At 61.2% G+C, this 24,312-nt stretch carries 22 protein-coding genes; 14 read left to right on the top strand and 8 right to left on the bottom strand.

The window, feature by feature from the left end:
- The first annotated feature begins 287 nt into the window (after positions 1-287).
- Positions 288-743, top strand: a complete 456-nt coding sequence (locus HX855_RS04615; protein WP_177089352.1) for a DUF721 domain-containing protein — start codon at positions 288-290, stop codon at positions 741-743.
- Positions 744-862: 119 nt separating this feature from the next.
- Here HX855_RS04615 and HX855_RS04610 read toward each other — a convergent pair whose 3' ends face one another.
- Entirely contained in the window at positions 863-2,341 is a 1,479-nt protein-coding gene (locus HX855_RS04610) for a helicase HerA-like domain-containing protein (protein WP_177089353.1), read from the bottom strand.
- Between the two features lie 197 nt (positions 2,342-2,538).
- On the opposite strand from HX855_RS04610, the gene HX855_RS04605 reads away from it, so the two are divergent.
- Positions 2,539-3,843 (top strand): methyl-accepting chemotaxis protein, encoded by a 1,305-nt coding sequence (locus tag HX855_RS04605; protein WP_375140059.1) that lies wholly within the window; start codon positions 2,539-2,541, stop codon positions 3,841-3,843.
- Complete coding sequence (locus HX855_RS33795; RefSeq protein WP_375140058.1) at positions 3,816-4,427, top strand: methyl-accepting chemotaxis protein; 612 nt, start codon at positions 3,816-3,818, stop codon at positions 4,425-4,427. The genes HX855_RS04605 and HX855_RS33795 overlap by 28 nt, the downstream gene beginning before the upstream one ends.
- A 10-nt stretch (positions 4,428-4,437) precedes the next feature.
- Here HX855_RS33795 and HX855_RS04600 read toward each other — a convergent pair whose 3' ends face one another.
- Positions 4,438-4,638, bottom strand: a complete 201-nt coding sequence (locus tag HX855_RS04600; protein ID WP_177089354.1) for a hypothetical protein — start codon at positions 4,636-4,638, stop codon at positions 4,438-4,440.
- An 86-nt stretch (positions 4,639-4,724) separates the two neighbouring features.
- Entirely contained in the window at positions 4,725-5,573 is an 849-nt protein-coding gene (gene purU, locus HX855_RS04595) for a formyltetrahydrofolate deformylase (RefSeq protein ID WP_177089355.1), read from the bottom strand.
- A gap of 350 nt (positions 5,574-5,923) precedes the next feature.
- On the opposite strand from purU, the gene mvaT reads away from it, so the two are divergent.
- Positions 5,924-6,298, top strand: coding sequence for a histone-like nucleoid-structuring protein MvaT (gene mvaT / locus HX855_RS04590; RefSeq protein WP_005790963.1), 375 nt, complete (start codon positions 5,924-5,926; stop codon positions 6,296-6,298).
- Positions 6,299-6,388: 90 nt separating this feature from the next.
- On the opposite strand, the gene sbcB is transcribed toward mvaT, so the two are convergent.
- Positions 6,389-7,816: an exodeoxyribonuclease I gene (gene sbcB / locus HX855_RS04585; protein ID WP_177089356.1), complete on the bottom strand. Its 1,428-nt coding sequence runs from the start codon at positions 7,814-7,816 to the stop codon at positions 6,389-6,391.
- 189 nt (positions 7,817-8,005) lie between these two features.
- Between sbcB and HX855_RS04580 the strand changes: the two genes are divergently transcribed.
- Genes HX855_RS04580 through HX855_RS04555 form a run of 6 tightly spaced genes read left to right on the top strand, consistent with a single transcriptional unit; the run spans position 8,006 to position 14,661 of the window.
- A complete protein-coding gene (locus tag HX855_RS04580; protein ID WP_177089357.1) occupies positions 8,006-8,698 on the top strand; it encodes an RDD family protein in 693 nt (230 codons plus the stop codon).
- Positions 8,695-9,675, top strand: coding sequence for a stage II sporulation protein M (locus HX855_RS04575; protein WP_177089358.1), 981 nt, complete (start codon positions 8,695-8,697; stop codon positions 9,673-9,675). The genes HX855_RS04580 and HX855_RS04575 overlap by 4 nt, the downstream gene beginning before the upstream one ends.
- Complete coding sequence (locus tag HX855_RS04570) at positions 9,662-11,191, top strand: DUF4129 domain-containing protein (protein WP_177089359.1); 1,530 nt, start codon at positions 9,662-9,664, stop codon at positions 11,189-11,191. The genes HX855_RS04575 and HX855_RS04570 overlap by 14 nt, the downstream gene beginning before the upstream one ends.
- A complete protein-coding gene (locus HX855_RS04565) occupies positions 11,188-12,345 on the top strand; it encodes a DUF4350 domain-containing protein (RefSeq protein WP_177089360.1) in 1,158 nt (385 codons plus the stop codon). The genes HX855_RS04570 and HX855_RS04565 overlap by 4 nt, the downstream gene beginning before the upstream one ends.
- Positions 12,342-13,322, top strand: a complete 981-nt coding sequence (locus HX855_RS04560; protein WP_177089361.1) for a MoxR family ATPase — start codon at positions 12,342-12,344, stop codon at positions 13,320-13,322. Before HX855_RS04565 ends, HX855_RS04560 begins: the two co-directional genes overlap by 4 nt.
- Positions 13,323-13,329: 7 nt before the next feature.
- Positions 13,330-14,661: a DUF58 domain-containing protein gene (locus HX855_RS04555; RefSeq protein ID WP_177089362.1), complete on the top strand. Its 1,332-nt coding sequence runs from the start codon at positions 13,330-13,332 to the stop codon at positions 14,659-14,661.
- Between the two features lie 17 nt (positions 14,662-14,678).
- Here HX855_RS04555 and HX855_RS04550 read toward each other — a convergent pair whose 3' ends face one another.
- Together HX855_RS04550 and HX855_RS04545 are read right to left on the bottom strand one after the other, a co-directional pair.
- Complete coding sequence (locus tag HX855_RS04550) at positions 14,679-15,038, bottom strand: PilZ domain-containing protein (RefSeq protein ID WP_177089363.1); 360 nt, start codon at positions 15,036-15,038, stop codon at positions 14,679-14,681.
- A 225-nt stretch (positions 15,039-15,263) separates the two neighbouring features.
- Positions 15,264-15,635, bottom strand: coding sequence for a tol-pal system YbgF family protein (locus HX855_RS04545; protein WP_177089364.1), 372 nt, complete (start codon positions 15,633-15,635; stop codon positions 15,264-15,266).
- 175 nt (positions 15,636-15,810) lie between these two features.
- On the opposite strand from HX855_RS04545, the gene pyk reads away from it, so the two are divergent.
- Positions 15,811-17,262, top strand: a complete 1,452-nt coding sequence (pyk, locus tag HX855_RS04540; RefSeq protein ID WP_177089365.1) for a pyruvate kinase — start codon at positions 15,811-15,813, stop codon at positions 17,260-17,262.
- A gap of 199 nt (positions 17,263-17,461) precedes the next feature.
- On the opposite strand, the gene HX855_RS04535 is transcribed toward pyk, so the two are convergent.
- Positions 17,462-18,208: an enoyl-CoA hydratase-related protein gene (locus HX855_RS04535; RefSeq protein WP_177089366.1), complete on the bottom strand. Its 747-nt coding sequence runs from the start codon at positions 18,206-18,208 to the stop codon at positions 17,462-17,464.
- A 30-nt stretch (positions 18,209-18,238) separates the two neighbouring features.
- Positions 18,239-19,171, bottom strand: a complete 933-nt coding sequence (locus HX855_RS04530; protein ID WP_177089367.1) for an iron-sulfur-binding ferredoxin reductase — start codon at positions 19,169-19,171, stop codon at positions 18,239-18,241.
- A 298-nt stretch (positions 19,172-19,469) separates the two neighbouring features.
- Here HX855_RS04530 and HX855_RS04525 point away from each other — a divergent pair, with 298 nt between their 5' ends.
- The 3 genes from HX855_RS04525 (at position 19,470) to HX855_RS04515 (ending at position 24,293) form a co-directional block, all read left to right on the top strand.
- The gene (locus HX855_RS04525; RefSeq protein WP_003214142.1) at positions 19,470-20,993 is read left to right on the top strand and encodes a fumarate hydratase; all 1,524 of its coding nucleotides are present in this window, start codon (positions 19,470-19,472) and stop codon (positions 20,991-20,993) included.
- A 214-nt stretch (positions 20,994-21,207) separates the two neighbouring features.
- On the top strand, positions 21,208-22,974 hold the full coding sequence (locus HX855_RS04520) for an ATP-binding protein (protein ID WP_177089368.1): 1,767 nt from the start codon (positions 21,208-21,210) through the stop codon (positions 22,972-22,974).
- Positions 22,968-24,293, top strand: coding sequence for a sigma-54 dependent transcriptional regulator (locus tag HX855_RS04515; protein ID WP_177089369.1), 1,326 nt, complete (start codon positions 22,968-22,970; stop codon positions 24,291-24,293). The genes HX855_RS04520 and HX855_RS04515 overlap by 7 nt, the downstream gene beginning before the upstream one ends.
- The last annotated feature ends 19 nt before the right edge of the window (positions 24,294-24,312 follow it).

The raw sequence follows: 24,312 nt of genomic DNA, 5'->3' as shown, positions 1-24,312 counted from the left end.
CATAGGGATGGAGGGCGCCCCGTGAGTCGCCCGAGCAGCCCTCACGGCCGCATGCGAACGAGCATTCTACCCGGAAACGTGGGTGAGGAAAGTGGCGTTATTCCACGATGCTGGCACGGCGCTCTTAGAGGGCTTGTTTAAAATAAGGGCTTTTTGCTGAACTTCAACCCATTCGGGTAATAAGTTACTCGTTGATTTAATGGATAAACTGCCGGTAATGCAATGGCCGCGGCGGCGCAGACGCTTTCTGCTACCATGGCCTCTCTGTTACTTAAGGTGTCTAGTTCATGGCATTTCGCCCTCTTACGGCCCGTGCTCCCGCCGTGTTGCTTCGCGAAGCCAAGCCTTTAAAAGCCATCTTCGGCCATGCGCAACGCCTGGGCCATCTGCAACGCCTGGTGGAAAGCCAACTGCAACCTGCCGCCCGCGAACACTGTCATGTGGCGTCGTGGCGTGAAGGCAATCTGCTGTTGATTGTCACCGATGGGCATTGGGCGACACGCCTGCGGTATCAGCAAAAACGTCTGCAGCGCCAATTAATGGCCTTTGACGAGTTCGCCAGCCTGACGCGCATCCAGTTCAAGGTGCAGCCGCCGACCGTGCAGCAAGGCGCCGTGGGGCATACCATGGACTTGTCGGAAATTGCCGCCGAAACCATTCAGGCCACGGCGGACGGGATTACCGATCCGAACTTGCGCGCCGCACTGGAGCGGCTGGCTGCTCACGCCAAGCCCAAAACTTGAAACCCGACGCAGAACCCAGTATGGGAGCGGGCTTGCTTGCGAAGACGGTGTGCCAGTTAACGCATTATCGACTGGCCTACCGCTTTCGCGAGCAAGCCCGCACACATTGGATCACATCGCTACTTACGCTTGCTGCCGCCCAACAACGACCCTAATAACCCGCGCACCAACTGCCGGCCCATCTGATTGGCCGCCTGTTGCATCGCCGACTTCAGCGCCTTGCCAGCCGTCGTACCGAGGAACGCACCGGCCTTGTCGGTGAAGCTCGGTTCTTCAGCGGTGGGCGTCGCCTGCTCTTGCGGGCCCAGGTCCTTGCGCGCCATCAACACTTCGTACGCAGACTCTCGGTCAATCGGCTTGTCATAGCGCCCCAGCAACGGCGAACTGGCAATCAGCGCCGCCCGCTCGGCTTCGCTGAGCGGGCCGATCCGCGATTGCGGCGGCGCCACCAGTACGCGCTGGACTACTTCAGGCGTCCCCTTTTCCTGCAGAGTGCCCACCAACGCCTCACCCGTACCCAATTCGGTCAGCACCGCCAGCGCATCAAACGCCGGATTCGGGCGGAAGCCATCGGCCACGGCCCGCAGGGATTTCTGCTCTTTAGTGGTAAACGCCCGCAACCCGTGCTGGATGCGCAAGCCCAGTTGCGCCAGCACCGTGTCCGGCAGGTCTCCCGGAGACTGGGTGACGAAATACACGCCCACCCCTTTGGAACGAATCAGCCTTACCACTTGTTCCAGGCGATCCTGCAGCGCCTTGGGGGTGTCGGCGAACAGCAGGTGCGCCTCATCGAAAAACAGCGCCAGCAGTGGCTTGTCGGCATCACCGCGCTCCGGCAACTGCTCGAACAGTTCGGCCAACAGCCAGAGCAGGAAGGTCGCGTACACCTTCGGCGCCTCATGCACCAGACGGCTGGCGTCCAACAGATGAATACGCCCACGCCCGTCACTGGCCGGCTGCAGGATGTCTTCCAATTGCAGCGCTGGCTCGCCAAACAATGCTTCGGCACCCTGTTGCTCCAGCACCGCCAGGCGCCGCAACAGGGCCTGACTGGAACCCGTGGTCATCAAGGCAGCATCTTCCCCCAGCAGCTCCGGGTGGTAGCGCAAATGATTCAACAGCGCCTTGAGGTCCTTGAGGTCCAGCAGCAACAGGCCTTCGCGGTCGGCCACCTTAAAGGCTGCGTAGAGCGCCGATTGCTGGCTGTCGGTGAGTTCCAACAGGCTGCCAAGTAACAGCGGGCCCATTTCACTCATGGTGGTACGCAACGGATGACCGGACTGGCCGTGGATATCCCACAGCGTCACCGGATAAGCCTTGGGCGTGTAATTAAGGAAAGGCATGCCGGCAATCCGCTCGGCAACCTTGCCCTGAGGGTTGGCCGCAGCGCCCAGGCCACACAGGTCGCCCTTGATGTCGGCGGCAAATACTGCGACGCCGGCGTCGCTGAAGGCTTCCGCCAGTCGCTGCAAGGTGACGGTCTTGCCGGTGCCCGTGGCGCCGGCGATCAGGCCATGGCGGTTGGCCAGGCGCATCGACTGGGCGATCGGCTGGCCTTGAAGATCGGCACCAATAATGAGTTGCGAGGAGTCAGGCATTTTGTCACCCATGGTTAATCTTTAGCACTGCACGGTCGATACCGTTAACGCGAGAGACCCAAAAAGTCTTAGAAAAAATGGGCCGGATAATTCCTGCAGGAGCAGATGGAAATATCACACTTTTTTTGACGCAGCCATTTTGCACGCCCCAAAAGGAAGTGCATCGGATATTAAGACCATAGCGGACCCCACAAGCCATGAATAAAAATCTGCGTTTTAGCCATAAAATCCTGCTTGCCGCCGCTCTTATCGTCATTGCCGCCTTTGCGTTGTTTACCCTCTACAACGACTACTTGCAGCGTAATGCGATTCGCGACGATCTGAACAACTACCTGCATGAAATGGGCGACGTCACCGCCAGCAATATCCAGACCTGGCTGGCCGGGCGCATTGTGCTGATAGAAAGCGCGGCGCAGAACATCGCCATAAACCCTGATTCAAGCACCGTCGCCAGCCTGCTGGAACAGAAAGCCCTGACGTCTTCATTCATGGCGACTTACCTGGGCGACAGCAAAGGCGGCTTCGTGATCCGCCCCGACACCAAGATGCCCGACGGCTTCGACCCGCGTGTGCGCCCCTGGTACAAGGGTGCCCAGAGCAGCAACGGCTCGACCCTGACCGAACCCTATATTGATGCGGCCACCGGCCAGTTGATCATTTCCATCGCCACCCCCAGCAGCAAAGCGGGCCAGAGTGTCGGCGTAGTGGGTGGCGACCTGAGCCTGCAAACCCTGGTGGACAACATCGGCGCCCTGAACTTCGGCGGAATGGGTTATGCCTTCCTGGTCAGCGCCGACGGCAAAGTACTGGTACACCCCGACAAAAGCCTTGTGATGAAGACCCTGGCCGACGTGTATCCAAACAATACCCCCAAGATCAGCAGCGACTTCAGCGAAGTCGAGGTTAATGGCAAAACCCGCATCGTCACCTTTACCCCGATCAAGGGCCTGCCGTCAGTGAACTGGTACCTCGGCCTGTCGGTGGATAAAGACAAATCCTTCGCCATGCTCAGCGAATTCCGCACCTCGGCGATCATTGCCACGATTATCGCGGTGGTCATCATCATTGCCCTGCTGGGAATGCTGATCCGCATCCTGCTGCAGCCATTGCACGTCATGACCCGCGCCATGGAAGACATTGCCGACGGCGAAGGCGACCTGACTCGCCGACTGGCCATCCAGAACCATGACGAGTTCGGTGTGCTGGGCAGCGCGTTCAATCGCTTTGTGGAACGTATTCACAACTCGATTCGCGAAGTGTCCTCGGCCACCGAGCAGGTCAATGAAGTGGCCCTGCGGGTGGTCAGCGCCTCCAACTCCTCAATGGTCAACTCCGACGAGCAGGCCAATCGCACCAACAGCGTCGCCGCCGCAATCAACGAACTGGGGCCGCTGCCCAGGAAATCGCCCGTAACGCCGCGCAAGCTTCCAGCCAGGCCAGCGATGCCCGGCACCTGGCGGAAGACGGTCAGCAGGTGGTGGAGCGCAATATCAGGGCGATGAATCAGCTGTCGCAGATGATCAGCGCTTCCAGCACCAATATCGAAGCGCTTAACAGCAAGACGGTGAACATCGGACAAATCCTGGAAGTCATCACCAGCATTTCCCAGCAAACCAACCTCCTGGCCCTCAACGCGGCGATTGAAGCCGCACGAGCCGGGGAAGCCGGGCGCGGGTTCGCGGTAGTGGCCGACGAAGTGCGCAACCTGGCACACCGCACCCAGGAGTCGGCGCAACAGGTGCAAAAGATGATCGAGGAGTTGCAGGTTGGCGCCCGGGATTCGGTCAGCACCATGAGCGAAAGCCAGCGTCACAGCCAGGACAGCGTGGAAATCGCCAACCTCGCGGGGGAACGCCTGAACAGCGTGACCCTGCGCATCGGCGAAATTGACGGCATGAACCAGTCGGTCGCCACCGCCACCGAGGAACAGACCTCCGTGGTGGAGTCGATCAACATGGACATTACCGAGATCAACACCCTCAATCAGGAAGGCGTGGAAAACCTGCATTCGACATTGCGGGCCTGTTCCGACCTGGAACAGCAGGCGGCACGCTTGAAACAATTGGTGGGCAGCTTCCGGATCTGATCCAGCAGGCTCAGTTGCTGCCTTGCGCAGCGGCTGACGCCTTTTCTTCCAGCGAATCAGATGTGTCCTGCAACTGTTCCCACAACTCGGCGGCGCCTGGAAATTCGGTGCCGTCCTCACTGCTCAGGTCATCCGGGTCATACCGGCTCAAACAACCTTCCCCCAGTGTCGCGGGGGCTTTGGAAGTGGCCTTATCCAGTGGATCGCTCATTCTCCAATCCTCACCTGTCACCCAAGAAAAAGGGCCTGCAGCGATTTAACGCCCAGGCCCTTTATTCTTCAATCAAAACAGGTCAATCAGAAGACGACGGTCTTGTTGCCGTGCACCAGCACGCGGTCTTCCAAGTGGTAACGCAGGCCACGAGCCAGCACCATCTTCTCGACGTCGCGGCCAAAACGGACCATATCTTCGATGCTGTCGCTATGGCTGACACGTACTACGTCCTGCTCGATGATCGGACCGGCGTCCAACTCTTCGGTGACGTAGTGGCACGTAGCGCCGATCAACTTAACGCCACGCAACGACGCCTGGTGATACGGCTTGGCACCCACAAACGACGGCAGGAAGCTGTGGTGAATGTTGATCACCTTCCCGGCGTACTCACGGCACAAATCCGGCGGCAGGATCTGCATGTAACGCGCCAGCACCACGACGTCTGCATCGTGCTGTTTGACCAGGCGTGAAACTTCGGCGAACGCCGGCTCCTTATCCTGCGGGTTGACCGGGACGTGGTAATACGGGATGCCATGCCACTCGACCATGCTGCGCAGGTCGTCATGGTTGGAAATCACGCAGGAGATCTCGCAGTCCAGTTCGTCGCTGTGCCAGCGGTGCAGCAAGTCGGCCAGGCAGTGGGACTCACGGCTGGCCATCAGGACCACGCGTTTTTTCTGTTCCGTGTCAGTGATGCGCCAGGTCATCGAGAACTCTTCAGCGATCGGCGCAAATGCCTCGCGAAATGCCTCCAGGCCAAAGGGCAGCGTATCGGCACGAATTTCGTGACGCATGAAAAACCAACCGCTGAGATTGTCCGAGTGATGGCTCGCTTCGGTGATCCAGCCGTTGTGGGAAGCCAGAAAGTTACTGACCTTGGCAACGATGCCAACCCGGTCCGGGCAAGCAATCACCAGCCGAAAAGTGCGCATTAGGGGGAAACTCCAGAACTTCGCAAAGGCCGCCATTCTAGCGATTGCGCAGAAAAACTGCAGTATTCCTCAACGCTTATTCTGACCGCCCGCGTCAGCCCTGCCCCTTAATAGCGTAAGGTTTTACCCACTATATGTGTGCAAACGCGTGGACTCCGGCAGTAAGCCAAGACTTAACGAGAGCATCTTTAGGTCTTAACCCTTACTATTTAACTCAACCCCACGCTTTCGCCACAAACAATCAAAGTAAATTACATAAATGCGGTCTTAAATGTTTACTTGGGCAAACCGTCTGACTATTATTGGGCCACTATCCCCTTTCACCCAGCGCCCTAAATAAGGTAGTCCCCATGTCCCTGATCAACGAATACCGCGCCACCGAAGAAGCGATCAAAGAGCTGCAAGCCCGGTTGAAGAACCTGTCCCAAGACGACAAACTGCAAACCGAGCTGGAATTCGAAGGCAAATTGCGCACCCTGATGGGCGAGTACTCCAAATCCCTGCGTGACATCATTGCGCTGCTGGATCCAGAGTCGAAAGTTAAGGCTCCACGTGGTGCCGTAAAAACTACCGGCACCAAGCGTGCGCGCAAGGTTAAACAATACAAAAACCCGCACAACGGCGAAGTGATTGAAACCAAAGGTGGCAACCACAAAACGCTGAAAGAGTGGAAAGCCAAGTGGGGCGGCGACGTAGTTGAAGGTTGGGCTACCCTGCTGGGCTAAGCCACGCAAGGACGCTGCGTGATACGCAACGCTATAAAAGACGCCAGCTAGCTGGCGTTTTTTATTGCCCGTATTTTACCCGGGCGCCGTTTACAGGCTCATCCGGCTCGCTAAAGAATCAGCATATTCCTGCCACTCATCGAGCACCTTCAGCTGAAACGGTGTAGCACTAACAGCCAAATCAAGACGCGCTTGTTTAAACGCCTCAAGGGTATTGGGCGCCCCCCATTGCGGGTCTGACAAACGTTGCTGACAGAAAACTCTCCAGCGTTGTTGCTCCTCACTATTCAGGGTCTCAGGGAAGTTACGGGCGCGATAGCGAAATAATAATTCAGGCAAACGTTCATCATCGAAAGGCCATTGCTGCCGTGCTAGTTGCTCAGGCTCAGCGACTCGCACTTGTTCGCATAAACGTCGATCACGATCACCGATAAAACCATCGTATAGCTGCTGCTCCGGATCGGCGCTCGATGCAAAATCTTCCTCGGCATAAATCGCCGCTAATTTATCGCGCCATAGTTCTTGTGCGTCGCTAAGCCGCAGGGCGCGAGCAGCGTACTCATCCATATCCAGTTGCAGGCGCTCGCGGTCTTGCGCCCGAAGTACACTTAACGGTGCAACCACCGGGCAACGATTGATGTGCAGCAGCTTGAGCGGTACCGGCAATTCACCTTCGGCCAGATCGTCACGGCGGGTATACAAGCGCTGACGCAAGGTATCGGCGTCCTCGTCCAGCAGCCCCTGTGGATCGAGCCCCAGGTCGCTGACGATCAATGCATTGCGATTGCGCGGATGCCACGCCAGCGGCAATACCACACCCAGGTAATGATGTTCGGCAGAAAAACGGCCGGAGATATGCACCATCGGTTGCAACAACCGCACCTGGTCCATGACCCGTTGTTTGCTGCGTAGCTGAAAAAGCCAGTCATAGAGCTTGGGTTGCTTCTCGCGGATCAACCGGGCCAACGCGATGGTGGCGCGCACGTCGGACAGTGCGTCGTGGGCCTGGCCGTGATCGATGCCATTGGCGGCCGTCAAACGCTCCAGCTTGAGGGTGACGCGCCCGTCCTGCTGCGGCCAGACGATCCCGTCCGGGCGCAGGGCGTAAGCGGTGCGTACCACGTCGATCAGGTCCCAGCGGCTGTTACCGCCTTGCCACTCACGGGCGTAAGGGTCAAAAAAGTTGCGATACAAACTGTAGCGCGTCATCTCATCGTCAAAACGCAAGGTGTTGTAGCCGGCGCCACACGTGCCTGGCGCCGCCAGTTCGGCGTGCACCCGAGTCATGAAGTCGGCTTCGGCCAAGCCTTTTTCCGCCAGCACGCCAGGGGTGATGCCAGTAATCGCGCACGCTGCCGGATGGGGCAGGATATCGTCGCTGGGCTGGCAGTAGAGATTGACCGGCGGCCCGACCTCGTTAAGCTCAAGGTCGGTGCGAATGCCGGCTACCTGCAGCGGGCGGTCGGTACGCGGATTGATGCCGGTGGTTTCATAGTCGTACCAGAAAATGGTGGTCACGGGCTATTCCTGTGCTGATGACCGGCAAAGTCTAGGCGCTTGAAGGCATCGGGGGCCAGCGTTGTGTTTACTGTACAAACATTCAGTAAATCGTTGAGTGGTTGCTTCCAGCGTCGACACTGCTAGCATCCGTCTTTCCAACCCCGCCGCTGCCGCCCAGGCGCCAGCACTGCACTGCCAAGGACCGCGATGCCACCTGCGCCACTGGATACCCGCCACCAGATCGAGACCCCGGAGGGCATTGACCTGCCCCTGCGCCCGGCCGGCCTGATGGTCCGCTCGCTGGCCTTTGCCTTCGACCTGGGGTTGCGTGGCCTGCTTCTCGGCATTCTGTTCATGGCCCTCGCCTTTCTCGGCAACCTGGGCATTGGCCTGGGCTCGCTGTTGCTGTTCCTCGTCAGCTGGTGGTACATGGTGCTGTTCGAAGTGCTCAACCAGGGCTGCTCGCCCGGCAAGCAAATCATGGGCCTGCGGGTGGTACAGGACGACGGCACGCCCATCGGCTGGTCCGCCTCGCTGATCCGCAACCTGCTGCGTTTTGTCGACATGCTGCCGTTTGGCTACTTCCTCGGCGCCATCAGTTGCCTGCAACACCCTAACTTCAAGCGCCTGGGTGACCTGGCGGCCGGGACCCTGGTGATTTACCGCGAACAACCACTTTCCCGTCCACAAGTGCCGCAAGCTGCTGCGCTTCGCCTGCCGTTCGCCCTTGAGCTGAACGAGCAACGGGCGATACTCAGCTTCGCCGAACGCCAGGCCGAACTGTCCACCGAACGGGTCAACGAACTGGCCGCAATCCTGGCCATGCCCTTGCAGGTCTCCCCTGCCCGCGCCGTCACAGAACTCAACGGCGTGGCCCGCGGTTTGTTGGGGCCCGCATGAAACAGAGTCTTTTCGAAAGCCGTCATCAGCCGCAATGGCAGGCCTTTGCCGCGCAACTGGCACAGCTGGAAAAAGGTAAAACCAAGGGCACTGACTTCGCCAACTTCCCCCATCAATACCGGCAGTTGTGCCAGCACCTGGCCCTGGCCCAAGAGCGCGGCTACAGCAGTTATCTGGTTGACCCGCTGCAACAGCTTGCCTTGCGCGGCCATCAACAGCTGTATCGCCATCGCAGCCAGCTCGGCGCAAACGTACTGGGTTTCCTGTTGGCCGACTTCCCCAGGCTGGTTCGCGCCCAATGGCCATTCGTGCTGGCCGCCAGCCTGCTGTTCTTTGGCAGCCTGATCGGCATCGCCTTGCTGGTGTACCTGTTTCCGGACCTGATCTACAGCATCGTCAGCCCCCAGCAAGTGGCCGAGATGCAGGGCATGTACGATCCCGACGCCAGCCGCCTGGGCCGGGCAGCCGAACGCGCGTCCAGCGAAGACTGGATGATGTTTGGCTACTACGTCATGCACAACATCGGCATCGCCTTCCAGACCTTTGCCGCCGGGCTGTTGTTTGGCCTGGGCAGCGTGTTCTTCCTGTTTTTCAATGGCCTGATCATTGGTGCCGTCGCCGGGCACCTGACACAAATCGGCTACGGTCAGACCTTCTGGTCATTTGTGATTGGCCATGGCGCCTTCGAACTGAGCGCCATTGCCCTGGCTGGCGCAGCAGGCCTGCAACTGGGCTGGGCATTGATTGCACCGGGGCAACTGACAAGAAGCGAATCCCTGAGACTGGCCGCGCGTAAAAGTGTGCAAATGATTTGTGGGGTGATGGTGTTCCTGCTGATCGCCGCGTTTATCGAAGCGTATTGGTCTTCCACCACCGCCGTGGCGCCGTGGATCAAGTACCTGGCGGGCGCGGCCCTGTGGTTGCTGATGGCGGCCTATCTGCTGTTTGCCGGACGCAATCGCCATGCGCCTGAGTGATGCCAGCGTCGTGATCCGTCCGCGTACCTCCTGGGAAGCCATGGACCTGGGCATCCTGCTGGCCCGCGAACATCGGCTGTTGCTGATGGGCAGTTGGGCCATCGTGACCTTGCCGGTCTTCGCCCTGCTCAGCGCACTGCTGTGGAATCATCCCACCACCGCGCTGTTGTTGTTCTGGTGGCTGAAACCGGCATTCGACCGGCTGCCACTGTATATCCTGTCCAAGGCCCTGTTTGGCGAAACACCCAGCCTCAAGCAGGCCCTGCGCCAATGGCCGAGCCTGCTCAAGGGCCAACTGCTGGCCAGCCTGACGTGGCGGCGCTTCAGCCTGAGCCGCAGCTTCGTGATGCCGGTGGTCCAGCTCGAGGGCCTGCAAGGCCCGGCACGCCAACACCGTCTCGGGGTACTGCAACAACGCAACGCTGGCGCTGCCCGGTGGCTGACCCTGATCGGGGTGCACCTGGAAATCGCCCTGTGGTTCGGGTTGATGGCCGTGTTCTATTTCTTCCTGCCGCAACAGGTCGAACGGGATTGGGATTGGCAACAGCTGGTACTCACCGCCGGGAACGAATGGCGCTGGCTGGAACACCTGACCAACGCCTTCTACGCCTTGATCCTGGTGTTCTGGGAGCCTATCTACGTCGCCTGTGGTTTCAGCCTGTACCTGAACCGCCGCACCGTACTGGAAGCCTGGGACCTGGAACTGGTATTCCGTCGACTGCGCCAGCGCCTGAGTGGTGTGGCACCGGTCCTGCTGCTGGTAATCGGGCTGATGCTGGTCCCGACGGCGCCACCGGTATGGGCGGATGAGCCGGTTCCCCAAAAGCACCTGAGTACGCAATCGGCCAATCAGTCGATCAAGGCGCTGCTGGGACAGCCACCGTTCAAAAACCCGGAGACCGTCACCCGTTATCGCTTCGGCGAGGATAAAGCCACAGACAAAAACAAAGCGGCAGGTGACGCCAAGCTGCCGGCCTGGCTGGAAGCATTCCTGAAAAACCTCAACAGCGATTCGTTCAAGCACATCGCGAAAGGGCTTGAGGTACTGCTCTGGGGATTGCTGGTGGGTGTGCTGGCCCTGGTGATCTGGCGTTATCGCGACTGGCTGCATGCGTTTGTCAGCCGACGCAGACCGCACAAGCCCAAGGCTGCCAACCCCGTTCCCCCACAGTTGTTCGGCCTCGAACTGGGGGCCGACACGCTGCCGGAAGACATCGCCGGCACCGCCGAACAGCTCTGGGCAACCCAGCCTCGGGAAGCTCTCGGTTTGCTTTACCGTGGCTTGCTTAGCCGCCTGCTGCACGACTTCAACCTGCCGCTGAAAAGCGCCGACACCGAAGGCCAGGTCCTGGAACACATCCGCCAACTGCAACAACCGCAGTTGCTGGCATTCAGTGATGAACTGACCCGCTACTGGCAAAACCTTGCCTATGGCCACCGCCTGCCTCCTGCCCTCGCACAACAACAGCTCTGCAACAGCTGGCGAGCCCTGTTCGGCTCGGGAGCGGCGCAATGAACCGGCCATTGCTGTGGGTGGGGCTGCTTGTGACATGTCTGTTGGCCGCAGGCGGCTTATATGCCTGGCACAAGGCGATTCCATACCAGGAGGTGGTCGATCGCGGCCCTTCGCCTGAAGCCCTCGCCAACCCCTACCTTGCGGCGGAACATTTTCTGCGCCAGCAAGGCCTGGTGGTGGAACAGACCAACAGCCTGGAGCGGCTGGCCAGCCTTTCGCCCGAAGGCAACAGCCTGTTATTGCTGGGCGAGCGCAGCAACATGAGCCCGCCCCAGGTTGATCAACTGCTGCAATGGACCAGAGATGGCGGCCACCTGCTGCTGGTGGCCGAGGCACTGTGGGACGAGGACACCGGCAAAAGCGGTGACCTGCTGCTGGACCGCGTGCAGGTACATCAATCCTTCAGTGAAGCGTTCGACGCACCAGCCCCTGCGCGTAAAAAGAAAGCGCCGGACCTGACCAAACTCTATGTGGACAACGAAACGGCGCCGGCCTATTTCAGCTTCGACACTGACTTCAACCTCACCGACCCCAGGCACCTGGCGCAATTCTCGGCCAACAGTGCCAAGTCGACCCACCTGATGCAGATCAACCTCGGGCAAGGCCGTGTGACAGTGGTTACCGACAGCGACCTGTGGAAAAGCCCGGCCATCGGCCAACACGATAATGCCTGGCTGCTCTGGTACCTGAGCCAAGGCACTCAGGTCACGCTGCTGTTTAACACTGATGCCGAGGACCTGTTCAGCCTGCTGCTGCGCTACTTCCCCCAGGCCCTGGTGGCACTTGCTGCACTGATCGCCCTGGGGCTATGGCACGCCAGCGTCCGCCACGGCCCGACCCGGCAACCGGCCCCCAAGGCCCGCCGGCAATTGCAGGAACACTTGAAAGCCAGCGCCGACTTCCTGCTACGCCGCGGCGGGCAAAACGCTCTGCTGCAAGCCTTGCAGCACGACATCCAGCGCACAGCCCGGCGCCGTCATCCCGGTTTCGAACACCTCGACACCGCCGAACAATCACGGGTCCTTGAACGTCTGTCCCGCCAACCCACCCTCGTCATCAGCCAGGCCCTCGGCCCACTCCCGGCGAAACGGCTCTCCAGCGCCGACTTCAGCCGCCAGGTGGCGAACCTGCAAACCCTCAGGAATGCCCTATGAGCGAATTACCTCCCGCTGACCCGATTCAACGCGCCAGCCAACTGGCCCAGGCGTTGCGCGTCGAACTGCGCAAGGCCGTCATCGGCCAGGACCAGGTGATCGATGACGTGCTCACGGCGTTGATCGCGGGTGGCCATGTCCTGCTTGAAGGTGTTCCCGGCCTGGGCAAAACCTTGCTGGTACGTGCCCTGGCGCGCTGTTTTGGCGGCGAGTTCGCGCGCATCCAGTTCACACCGGACCTGATGCCCAGCGACGTGACCGGCCACGCGGTGTACGACCTGCATACCGAGCAGTTCAAACTGCGCAAGGGGCCGCTGTTTACCAACCTACTGTTGGCCGACGAGATCAACCGTGCCCCGGCGAAAACCCAGGCAGCGTTGCTGGAAGCCATGCAGGAACGCCAGGTGACCCTCGAAGGCGAAGCGCTGCCCATCGGCCAGCCGTTCATGGTGCTGGCCACCCAGAACCCGATCGAGCAGGAAGGCACGTACCCGTTGCCCGAAGCCGAACTGGATCGGTTCATGCTCAAGGTGCGCATGGACTACCCCGAGGCGCAGCAGGAGCTGGAGATGGTGCGCGAAGTCACCCGCTCGTCCCGGGCCGACATGCTCGACGTACAGCCCTTGCGTACGGTACTGCACGCCGAAGACGTACTGCTGCTGCAACAGATCGCCAGCGAACTGGCGCTGGATGAGCAAGTACTCGACTACGCGGTGCGCCTGGCCCGCACCACCCGCAGTTGGCCGGGCCTGACCATCGGCGCAGGCCCCCGGGCCTCCATCGCCCTGGTGCGGGGTGCACGGGCCCGTGCCCTGCTGCGCGGTGGCGAATTCGTCACCCCGGACGACATAAAAGGGTGTGCCCTCGCCGTGTTGCGCCATCGGGTGCGCATTGCCCCGGAGCTGGATATCGACGGGCTGGAAGTCGACCAGGTGCTCAGGCAACTGCTGGACCAAGTCCCGGCGCCACGGCAATGACACGCCTATGAGACCGTCCCGCCTGCTATTGATCTGGCTCGGCGTGCTACTGGGCCTGAGCACCTTGCTCGGCGCACTGATGGCGTTGCGGATCAAGGTGCCAGACACCCTGCATTCGGTGACCTGGGGCTTGCTGCTGGCCCTGTTGCTGCTGGCCCTGCTGGACGCCAGTCGCTTGCGCCGCCGGCCGTCCCCACGCGTACGGCGGCAAATGCCCGGCAGCCTGGCACTGGGTCGCTGGGGAGAGGTGCGCGTGACGCTGGAACACACGTATCCCCAGCCGCTGGTGGTCCAGCTATTCGACCATGTGCCTGACGGCTTGTTGGTGGAAAACCTGCCCCAGTCCATTGAACTGCGACCCGGTGAACAGAGCCAATTGGGCTACCGGCTGCGACCGCTACGGCGCGGGCATTTCAGTTTCACCCGGTGTGAAATCCACCTTCCCAGCCCACTGGGGCTGTGGTCGGCACGACGCCTGATAGACGTCAGCGATGCCACCCGCGTCTACCCGGACTTCGCGCGCTTGTATGGCGCTCAGTTGCTGGCGGTGGACAACTGGCTCAACCAGCTCGGCGTACGCCAGCGGCAACGACGCGGGCTGGGCCTGGAGTTTCATCAACTGCGCGAATTTCGCGAGGGCGACAGCCTGCGCCAGATCGACTGGAAAGCCACTGCCCGGCAACGTACCCCCATTGCCCGGGAGTATCAGGATGAGCGTGATCAGCAAATCATGTTCATGCTCGATTGTGGCCGGCGCATGCGCAGCCAGGACGCTCAGCTTTCACACTTCGACCACGCCCTCAACGCCTGCCTGCTACTCAGCTATGTCGCCTTGCGCCAGGGCGATGCAGTGGGGCTCTGCACCTTTGCCTGCGACCGGCCTCGCTACCTGGCGCCGGTCAAGGGCAGCGGGCAGCTCAATCTGCTGCTGAACACGGTGTATGACCTGGACACGTCCCGGCGCACAGCCGACTACCAGGCGGCCGCCAGCCAGCTGCTGGCCCGGCAGAAACGGCGTTCACTGGTGATCGTGATCACCAATTTGCGGGATGAGGATGATGAAGAGCTGCTGGGCGCCGTCAAACGCATCAGCCGCCAGCATCGGGTACTGGTCGCCAGCCTGCGGGAAGAGGTCCTTGACCAGTTGCGCCAAGCCCCCGTGCAAACCCTGCCGGAAGCCCTGGCCTATTGCGGCACTGTCGACTATCTCAACACACGGGACGAACTCCGTGACCGCCTGGGCGCCCATGGCCTGTCTGTTCTGGACGCCCTGCCCTCGGAACTGGGAGCAGCCCTGGTGACCCGCTACCTGAGCTGGAAAAAAGCCGGTGTGTTATGAACCCCGGCCCACAGCCCCTAGGCAGAGGCCTGCAAGGGATCAAAGCTGAAATAATTCAACAGTGCGCTGATCACCTCGCCATATTCGGCAGGCGCCTGGGACACGCTGAACCCGGAATCATAATGCTGAGGGTTGATATCTTCATGGCACCACAGGCACGTAGCCGTGAGGTCGACGGCCTGTACCTCGCCCTCAGGCCCGGGGATCTTCAAGCGCAACTCAAAATCCACGTCGATCATCATGGGCAATTGGCTGATCAACATCAGCCCTTTCTCGGAAACATTCCCCAGGTAACCAATGGGCTTGTCCGTGAGGCGATTGAATACTTGAAGGAAGCAGGGTAATTGATGCCGCTCGATCCGTCGGTGAGTAAACATGATGAGGTCGCCATCCAATGGCCAGGGTTGTGGCCGCTCCAGTGATTCGGAACAGGCCGCAAAGGCCCGCTCTCCCCGGATATCGGTGCGACAACAGCAAATGCCTTGTCACCTACAGCTGCCAAATCCGGGCATGCAATCCGTTTGAATAGAAACCTATACAAACCGATACTCAAAGATTAGCCCAAGACTGGCAACGAGCCAGCTATCCCATGACAAATATCCTCACAGTGACGCCGGGCGGGGCTGGGCGCTCGCGCCGGGGTAATGCCCCAGTTGTTGCAACGTATCCAAACGGGCACGCGCGCGGAATGCGTACTCGCTCGCCGGGTACTGGCTGATGATGAATTGATAGGTTTGCGCTGCATCGACAAACAGTTTCTCGCGCTCCAGGCACTGCCCGCGCAACATCGAGACTTCCGGTTGCACGTAGCGCCGGGAACGACTTTCACGGTCGACCTGGGACAACTCAAGGGTGACCCGCTGGCAATCGCCGACGCCGTAAGCGCGGTAGGCATTGTTCAAATGATGGTCCATGGACCAACGGGTGCAGCCGACAACACTGACGGCCAGGGCAGCAATGATCACGATTCGCATGGGGGTTCTCCTGTCTTGTGCAGTGTATCGACCCTTCATCGAAAATCTTCAAGGTTGTTCATCTGTTCATGCAGAGTGAAAACAAGCGAATCATCGATAAGTAGTGCAAACGAACAATGACTACAACCAAAGAGCATAGTAGCCTTCCTCAGCGCTTGAACTCAGGAGTCTGTGCATGTCCGTCCGTCGTACCAAAATCGTCGCCACCCTTGGCCCGGCCAGTAACTCGCCGGAAGTCCTCGAACAGCTGATTCTGGCTGGCCTGGACGTTGCCCGTCTGAACTTCTCCCACGGCACCCCGGACGAGCACAAAGCTCGCGCCAAACTGGTGCGTGACCTGGCCGCCAAGCATGGCCGCTTCGTTGCATTGCTGGGTGACCTGCAAGGCCCGAAAATCCGTATCGCCAAATTCGCCAACAAGCGGATCGAGCTGAAGATCGGTGACAAGTTCACCTTCTCCACCAGCCATCCCCTGACCGATGGCAACCAGCAAGTCGTGGGTATCGACTACCCGGACCTGGTGAAAGACTGCGGCGTCGGCGACGAACTGCTGCTGGACGACGGTCGCGTGGTCATGCGCGTCGACACCGCGACACCTACTGAACTGAACTGCACCGTGATCATCGGCGGCCCGCTGTCGGATCACAAAGGCATCAACCGTCGCGGCGGTGGCCTTACCGCGCCAGCCCTGACTGAAAAAGACAAGGCCGACATCAAGCTCGCCGCCGAAATGGAAGTGGACTACCTCGCGGTATCCTTCCCGCGCGACGCTGCCGACATGGAATACGCCCGTAAACTGCGCGACGAAGCCGGCGGTACTGCCTGGCTGGTGGCGAAGATCGAGCGTGCCGAAGCCGTGGCCGATGACGAAACCCTCGACGGCCTGATCAAGGCATCCGACGCCGTGATGGTTGCCCGTGGTGACCTGGGCGTGGAAATCGGCGACGCCGAGCTGATCGGTATCCAGAAGAAAATCATCCTGCACGCACGTCGCCACAACAAAGCGGTGATCGTGGCGACCCAGATGATGGAGTCGATGATCCAGAACCCGATGCCGACCCGCGCCGAAGTGTCCGACGTGGCCAACGCCGTGCTCGACTACACCGACGCCGTCATGCTCTCGGCCGAAAGTGCTGCCGGTCCATACCCGCTGGAAGCCGTACAGGCCATGGCACGCATCTGCGTCGGCGCTGAAAAGCACCCGACCAGCAAGACCTCCAGCCACCGCATCGGCAAGGTCTTCGAAAGCTGCGACCAGAGCATCGCCCTGGCCGCCATGTACACCGCCAACCACTTCCCGGGCGTGAAAGCGATCATCGCCTTGACCGAAAGTGGCTACACGCCGTTGATCATGTCGCGCATCCGTTCCTCGATCCCGATCTACGCGTTCTCCCCGCACCGCGAAACCCAGGCCCGCGCGGCCATGTTCCGTGGTGTCTACACCGTACCGTTCGACCCGGCATCGCTGCCGCCTGAGCAAGTCAGCCAGGCCGCGATCGACGAGTTGCTCAAGCGCGGCGTTGTGGAGAAAGGCGACTGGGTCATCCTGACCAAGGGCGACAGCTACCACACCATCGGCGGCACCAACGGCATGAAGATCCTGCACGTTGGCGACCCAATGGTCTGAGTGACACGCTGAAAAACAAAAGCCCCGCCATGTGAATGGCGGGGCTTTTTGTATTGCAGATGGGCTTTTGTACTGGCTTCACTGGCCTCTTCGCGAGCAAGCCCGCTCCCACATTCGACTGCGTTTTTTCAGGATGTACGCGGTTAAATGTGGGAGCGGGCTTGCTCGCGAAGACGTCCGACCAGCCAACGCTCATTCATCACCGAGTGATAAAAGCCGACAACGCCGCAATCGCCTCCGGCGACTTCAACCGCTGGGTAAACAGCGCGCCCTCCTCCTCGATCACCCTGCGCAACTGCTCGCGATCGACGCTTTTCATCAAGTGCTTGCTGACCTGCACCGCGCCCGGCGCCAGGGTTTCAAACCGCGCGGCGACTTCCCGCGCCTTGGCCAAGGCTGATTCCCCGCTGTCCAGTGCCTCGGTGGCAATGCCCCAAGCGGCAGCCTGCTCGCCGGTAAAGCCTTCACCCAGCAGCAACAGCTCCGCCGCTTTGGCGTGCCCCAACAAACGCGGCAGGATCAAGCTGGAACCGAACTCCGGGCACAGCCCCAGGTTGACGAACGGCATGCGCAACCGCGCGTCCCGGCTGACATACACCAGGTCACAATGCAGCAGCAACGTCGTACCAATTCCCACCGCCACGCCCGCCACTGCCGCAATCACCGGCTTGCGGCAATTGAGCAAACTGCGCATGAAGTGAAACACCGGGCTGTCGAGATCCGCCGGCGGCTGTTCAAGGAAGTCACCAATATCATTACCGGCGGTGAAGCACACGCTGCTGCCCTGGATCAGTACGGCATTGACGCCGGTATCGGCATCCGCCTGCTCCAGCGCCTCGGCCAGTTGGCTGTACATGGCGCGGGTCAGGGCGTTTTTCTTGTCCGGGCGATTGAGTTGCAGGATCAGCAACCCGCGTTCGCGTTGCTGCAGGATGGCATGGGTCATGGCAAATCTCGCGGCTGGAAAATTCAGCGCTCAACCACGGGGCAGGAACACATCAGCCAGCAGTTGATTGCGCGGCAGTCCGGCCAGGAACAGGCGCTTGGAAAAGGCCTCGACGCTGGCAGGGTGCCCGCAGAGTAAGGCCAGAGTTTGCCGGGAAACAAGCCGCAGTTGTGCCAAAGCCTCGGTTGCCTCAGCCGCTGTCCATCGCTCAACCGTCACGTTCGGGTGCGCCGCAGCCAGTTGTGCCAAAGGCTCGGCCAGATAATGGCCGCCTGCGTCATGGGCCAGGTGAATGACCCGGATGGCGCCCTGGTGATCCTGGCGCAAGGCCTCGCGCAACACGCCCCACAGCGGGCCAAGCCCGGTGCCCGAGGCCAGCAGCCAGAGCGGCCGGGATTGCCAGTCGGGGTCGTACTGCAACGCGCCGCCCCGCAGTTCGCCCAGGCGCAGGCGGTCACCGGCCCTGAATTGACGGGCGGCGTCACTGAATTCACCCGGCAGCCGGCAATCGATATGAAACTCGAGGAACGGGTCTTCCTGGGGCAAGCTGGCCAAGGAATACGGGCGCGCAACGCTGCCCGCCCACAGCACCAGATGTTGCCCCGCCCGGTAGCGCAAGCCGCGCTCGGGTTGCAGCCGCAGGCGCAGGACGCTCGGGTTCAACCAATCAACGCTCAGCACCGTCGCCGGCAACCCGTCACGCAGCGGGTCAAAGGTCTCGACCTGCACGTCAGCCGTGACCCGGCACTGGCAGGCCAGGCGCCAGCCGTCCTGGCGTTGTGCCGGGCTCAGGGCATCCGGCTGGTTGTCCTGGATATCACCCCGGCAACGCACCATACAGGCATGGCAGCTACCGGCACGGCAGCTGTAGGGCACGGCCACCCCCGCCTGGTTCAGGGCATCCAGCAGGTTGCTGCCGGTGGCTACCGACCAGTGGCGTTCGCCGACGTGAAGTTCAGGCATAAAACTCTTCAACTGTAGGAGCGAGCTTGCTCGCGAAGGTCGCTAACGATAACGCGGGGCGCCTGACGAAACCCATCAGATTCACGTTTTTCGCGAGCAAGCTCGCTCCTACGGTGAATCGGGCCTGGCATTCATGACCATAGTCGGGTGTATCGGCCACCGTGCCGGGTTATACTGCCGCGCCTTTTTAGCGTCGCGCCTGCACCACTTTGGCGTGCCTTGGAAAGGTGGTTTCAGCCGACCGATGCAACACTGAAGCCACCTTTATTGAATGTTCCCTTATAGAGGAGCGCGACTCATGACCGTGATCAAGCAAGACGACCTGATTCAGAGCGTTGCCGACGCCCTGCAATTCATTTCCTACTACCATCCCGTTGACTTCATCCAGGCGATGCACGAAGCCTACCTGCGCGAAGAGTCGCCAGCGGCCCGTGACTCCATGGCACAGATCCTGATCAACTCGCGCATGTGTGCCACCGGCCACCGCCCGATCTGCCAGGACACCGGCATCGTCACCGTATTCGTACGCGTCGGCATGGACGTGCGCTGGGATGGCGCCACCATGAGCCTCGACGACATGATCAACCAAGGCGTGCGCCAGGCCTACAACCTGCCGGAAAACGTCCTGCGGGCTTCGATCCTCGCCGACCCGGCCGGTGCGCGAAAGAACACCAAGGACAACACCCCTGCGGTGATCCACTACTCCATCGTCCCGGGTAACACCGTGGAAGTGGACGTGGCCGCCAAAGGCGGTGGTTCCGAGAACAAGTCGAAAATGGCCATGCTCAACCCGTCCGACTCCATCGTCGACTGGGTACTGAAGACCGTTCCGACCATGGGCGCCGGCTGGTGCCCACCGGGCATGCTCGGCATCGGCATCGGCGGCACCGCCGAGAAAGCTGCGGTGATGGCCAAGGAAGTGTTGATGGAATCCATCGACATCCACGAGCTGAAAAAGCGCGGCCCGTCCAACCGTATCGAAGAGATGCGCCTGGAGTTGTTCGAGAAGGTCAACCAACTGGGCATCGGCGCCCAGGGCCTGGGTGGCCTGACCACCGTGCTCGACGTAAAAATCATGGACTACCCGACCCACGCCGCCTCGCTGCCGGTGTGCATGATCCCCAACTGCGCCGCCACCCGTCACGCGCACTTCGTGCTCGACGGTTCGGGCCCGGCGTCGCTGGAAGCGCCACCGTTGGACGCCTACCCGGAAATCGTCTGGGAAGCCGGCCCGTCGGCCCGTCGCGTCAACCTCGACACCCTGACCCCGGAAGACGTGCAGAGCTGGAAGCCGGGCGAAACCGTGTTGCTCAACGGCAAGATGCTCACCGGTCGCGACGCCGCGCACAAGCGCATGGTCGAGATGCTGAACAAGGGTGAAACCCTGCCGGTGGACCTCAAGGGTCGCTTCATCTACTACGTGGGCCCGGTTGATCCGGTGCGCGAAGAAGTGGTGGGGCCTGCGGGTCCAACCACCGCCACGCGGATGGACAAGTTCACTCGCCAGATTCTCGAGCAAACCGGCCTGTTGGGCATGATCGGCAAATCCGAGCGCGGCCCGACCGCGATCGAAGCGATCAAGGACCACAAGGCGGTTTACCTGATGGCAGTGGGCGGCGCGGCTTACCTGGTGGCCCAGGCCATCAAGAAGTCCCGCGTGGTGGCATTCGCCGAGCTGGGCATGGAAGCGATCTACGAGTTCGACGTGAAAGACATGCCGGTCACCGTTGCCGTTGATAGCAAGGGCGAATCGGTACACATCACCGGTCCTGCCATCTGGCAGAAAAAGATCAGTGAAAGCCTGGCGGTAGAAGTGCAGTAAGCATTTCCCCGCAAGGATAAAGGCGACCTATAAGGTCGCCTTTTTTGTGCTGGACACCTCTCAATGTGGCGAGGGAGCTTGCTCCCGCTGGAGTGCCCAGCACTCCCATTTTTTTGGGGCCGCTACGCGCCCCAGCGGGAGCAAGCTCCCTCGCCACAACAGCCATGCGCCTCATGCTATGGTGCTCGCCCCCAATTGCACTGTTCATCTTCGTATGATCGCGATTCCCCGCCCGTTGCGTTTGACCTTCTACTCCCTGCTGATCATTGCCGGTGCGATGCTGGCTGCCGCCTTGGCCACCCGCCACGCCGAACGCCTGGCCCTGGTGGATGACGCCGCCCGCGCCAATCAGCAGCTCATGCTTTATGGCAACTCCCTGCACACCCTGATCGAACGCTACCGCGCCCTGCCCGCCGTGCTGGCCCTGGACTCGGAAATGATCAGCGCCTTGAAAGGCCCGCTGAACCCGGCCACCCAGGATTTGCTCAACCGCAAACTGGAGCGCATCAACGGCGCCGCCCAGTCTTCCACCCTGGAACTGATGGACCGCAACGGCCTGGCCGTGGCCGCCAGCAACTGGAACCTGCCCAGCAGTTACGTCGGGCACAACTACGCGTTTCGCCCCTACTTCAGCCAGACCCTGAGCCAGGGCACCGGGCGTTTCTATGCGGTGGGGGTGACCACCGGGATTCCGGGCTATTTCCTCTCCAGCGCGGTGGTGGGCGAGAACGAACAGTTCCTGGGTGCCATGGTGGTCAAGCTGGAATTCCCCGAACTGGAGCGCGAGTGGGCTCAAGGGAACGACCTGCTGCTGGTCAGCGATGCCCGGGGCATTGTGTTTATCGCCAACCAACCGGGCTGGCGCTACCGCGCGCTGCGCCCGTTGTCAGACAGCGACCACGCCGAACTCAAGGCCACTCGCCAATACGACAAGAAACAGCTGCTGCCACTGGACGCCGAAGCGGTGCAACGCTTTGACGACAACAGCCACCTGATGCGCGTCGACGGCCCCGACGGCAAGGCCAATTACATTTGGGAATCCCTGCCGCTGAAGGCCGAGGGCTGGACCCTGCATCTGCTACGCAAGCCACAGTTTGCCTTTGAGGACCAACGCAACGCCGGCCTCGCTGCGGCCGGTTCGTGGCTGGCGCTGGTGTTCCTGGTGCTGTTCCTGACCCAGCGCTGGCGCCTGGCCCGCCTGCGCCAGCGCAGCCGTGAAGAACTGGAACAACTGGTGGAAGAACGCACCCGCGCCCTGCGCACCGCCCAGGATGGCTTGGTGCAATCCGCCAAGCTGGCGGCATTGGGGCAGATGTCTGCCGCCCTCGCCCACGAAATCAACCAACCACTGACGGCCCAGCGCATGCAGCTGGCGACGCTGCGCCTGCTGCTGGACCACGGCCGGGTGGACGACGCCTACCAGGCCCTGGCCCCACTGGACGACATGCTCACCCGCATGGCCGCCCTCACCGGCCACCTCAAGACCTTCGCCCGCAAAAGCCCCAGCGGCCTGCGCGAACGCCTGGACCTGGCCTCGGTGGTGGATCAGTCCCTGCACTTGCTCGATGCCCGCCTGCGGGACGAAGCCATCGGCGCCGTGCTGGACCTGACCCGCCCGGCGTGGGTACGCGGTGACGCGATTCGCCTCGAACAGGTGCTGATCAACCTGCTGCGCAACGCCCTCGACGCCATGGCCGACAAACCCCGCAAACGCCTGGAAATCCGCCTGCACGCCGATCAGCAGCTGTGGAGCCTGACCGTCAGCGACAGCGGTGGCGGGATCGCCGAAGAACACCTCAACAACGTATTCGACCCATTCTTCACCACCAAACCCGTGGGCGACGGACTCGGCCTGGGGCTGGCCGTGTCGTACGCTATCGTCCACGAACTCGGCGGCCGCTTGAGCGCCGGCAATCAAGGTGACGGGGCGATCTTTACCCTGACCTTGCCCATCGCCCTGGAGACGCCAGAACTATGTTGAATGCGGTGATTGTGGTCGATGACGAAGCCAGCATCCGCACGGCCGTCGAGCAATGGCTGAGCCTGTCCGGCTTTGAGGTGCAATTGTTCAGCCGCGCCGAGGAATGCCTGGCGCAATTGCCCCGGGACTTTCCCGGGGTGATCCTGAGCGACGTGCGCATGCCCGGCCTCACGGGCCTGGAGTTGCTGGCCGAAGTGCAGCGGCGCGACGCCGACCTGCCGGTGATTTTGCTCACCGGCCACGGCGATGTGCCGATGGCCGTCGAAGCCATGCGCGATGGCGCCTACGACTTCCTCGAAAAACCCTTCAGCCCCGAAGCCCTGCTCAGCAGCCTGCGCCGGGCGCTGGACAAGCGTGGGCTGGTGCTGGAAAACCGCCGCCTGCACCAACAGGCTGATCACCGGGCCCAACTGGAGTCGAGCCTGTTGGGGGTATCCCGGGGTTTGCAGAACCTGCGCCGGCAAGTGCTGGATTTGGCAGGCCTGCCGGTCAACGTGCTGATTCGCGGCGAAACCGGCAGCGGCAAGGAACTGGTCGCCCGTTGCCTGCATGATTTCGGCCCCCGTGCGAAGAAACCATTTGTGGCGCTCAACTGCGCAGCGATTCCCGAGCAGCTGTTTGAAGCCGAGCTGTTCGGCCATGAAAGTGGTGCGTTTACCGGTGCCCAGGGCAAGCGCATCGGCAAGCTGGAATACGCCGACGGCGGCACGCTGTTTCTCGATGAAATTGAAAGCATGCCCTTGGCCCAACAGGTGAAATTGCTGCGGGTGTTGCAGGAGCAAAAACTGGAGCGGCTCGGCTCCAATCAAAGCATCAAGGTGGACTTGCGGATCATCGCCGCCACCAAACCCGACCTGCTGGACGAAGCCCGCGCCGGGCGTTTTCGCGAAGATTTGGCCTACCGCCTGACCGTCGCGCAACTGCGCCTGCCGCCGCTGCGTGAGCGCCGGGAAGACATTCCGCTGCTGTTCGAGCACTTCGCGCAAAGCGCCGCCGAACGCCTGGGCCGCAGCGTTGCACCCTTGAGTGGGCCGGCATTGGGCCGCCTGCTCAGCCATGACTGGCCGGGCAATGTGCGGGAACTGGCCAATGTCGCCGAACGCCAGGTACTGGGGCTGGGTGAACCTGAGCCGGAAGGCATCGAAGCCGGGCAATCGCTGGCGGCGCAGCAGGAAGCGTTTGAAGCCCATTGCCTGAAAGCGGCGCTGACCCGGCACAAAGGCGATATCAAGGCGGTGCTGGCCGAGCTGCAACTGCCCCGGCGTACCTTCAATGAAAAAATGCAGCGCCATGGCCTGGCGCGGGACACGTTCCTCTAAACCGGTTCTTGTATCGCCT

It is taken from the genome of Pseudomonas sp. IPO3778, assembly GCF_013386825.1.
Lineage (GTDB): Bacteria > Pseudomonadota > Gammaproteobacteria > Pseudomonadales > Pseudomonadaceae > Aquipseudomonas.
The sequence above is the reverse complement of the archived record's forward strand: the minus strand, read 5'-3'. Positions and strand labels throughout refer to the sequence as shown.

Coding starts and splice junctions, on each gene's coding strand:
- HX855_RS04615 (WP_177089352.1), top strand. CDS start 288: ATGGCATTTCGCCCTCTTACGGCCCGTGCTCCCGCCGTGTTGCTTCGC.
- HX855_RS04610 (WP_177089353.1), bottom strand. CDS start 2,341: ATGCCTGACTCCTCGCAACTCATTATTGGTGCCGATCTTCAAGGCCAG.
- HX855_RS04605 (WP_375140059.1), top strand. CDS start 2,539: ATGAATAAAAATCTGCGTTTTAGCCATAAAATCCTGCTTGCCGCCGCT.
- HX855_RS04600 (WP_177089354.1), bottom strand. CDS start 4,638: ATGAGCGATCCACTGGATAAGGCCACTTCCAAAGCCCCCGCGACACTG.
- purU (WP_177089355.1), bottom strand. CDS start 5,573: ATGCGCACTTTTCGGCTGGTGATTGCTTGCCCGGACCGGGTTGGCATC.
- mvaT (WP_005790963.1), top strand. CDS start 5,924: ATGTCCCTGATCAACGAATACCGCGCCACCGAAGAAGCGATCAAAGAG.
- HX855_RS04580 (WP_177089357.1), top strand. CDS start 8,006: ATGCCACCTGCGCCACTGGATACCCGCCACCAGATCGAGACCCCGGAG.
- HX855_RS04575 (WP_177089358.1), top strand. CDS start 8,695: ATGAAACAGAGTCTTTTCGAAAGCCGTCATCAGCCGCAATGGCAGGCC.
- HX855_RS04570 (WP_177089359.1), top strand. CDS start 9,662: ATGCGCCTGAGTGATGCCAGCGTCGTGATCCGTCCGCGTACCTCCTGG.
- HX855_RS04565 (WP_177089360.1), top strand. CDS start 11,188: ATGAACCGGCCATTGCTGTGGGTGGGGCTGCTTGTGACATGTCTGTTG.
- HX855_RS04560 (WP_177089361.1), top strand. CDS start 12,342: ATGAGCGAATTACCTCCCGCTGACCCGATTCAACGCGCCAGCCAACTG.
- HX855_RS04555 (WP_177089362.1), top strand. CDS start 13,330: ATGAGACCGTCCCGCCTGCTATTGATCTGGCTCGGCGTGCTACTGGGC.
- HX855_RS04550 (WP_177089363.1), bottom strand. CDS start 15,038: ATGTTTACTCACCGACGGATCGAGCGGCATCAATTACCCTGCTTCCTT.
- HX855_RS04545 (WP_177089364.1), bottom strand. CDS start 15,635: ATGCGAATCGTGATCATTGCTGCCCTGGCCGTCAGTGTTGTCGGCTGC.
- pyk (WP_177089365.1), top strand. CDS start 15,811: ATGTCCGTCCGTCGTACCAAAATCGTCGCCACCCTTGGCCCGGCCAGT.
- HX855_RS04535 (WP_177089366.1), bottom strand. CDS start 18,208: ATGACCCATGCCATCCTGCAGCAACGCGAACGCGGGTTGCTGATCCTG.
- HX855_RS04530 (WP_177089367.1), bottom strand. CDS start 19,171: ATGCCTGAACTTCACGTCGGCGAACGCCACTGGTCGGTAGCCACCGGC.
- HX855_RS04525 (WP_003214142.1), top strand. CDS start 19,470: ATGACCGTGATCAAGCAAGACGACCTGATTCAGAGCGTTGCCGACGCC.
- HX855_RS04520 (WP_177089368.1), top strand. CDS start 21,208: ATGATCGCGATTCCCCGCCCGTTGCGTTTGACCTTCTACTCCCTGCTG.
- HX855_RS04515 (WP_177089369.1), top strand. CDS start 22,968: ATGTTGAATGCGGTGATTGTGGTCGATGACGAAGCCAGCATCCGCACG.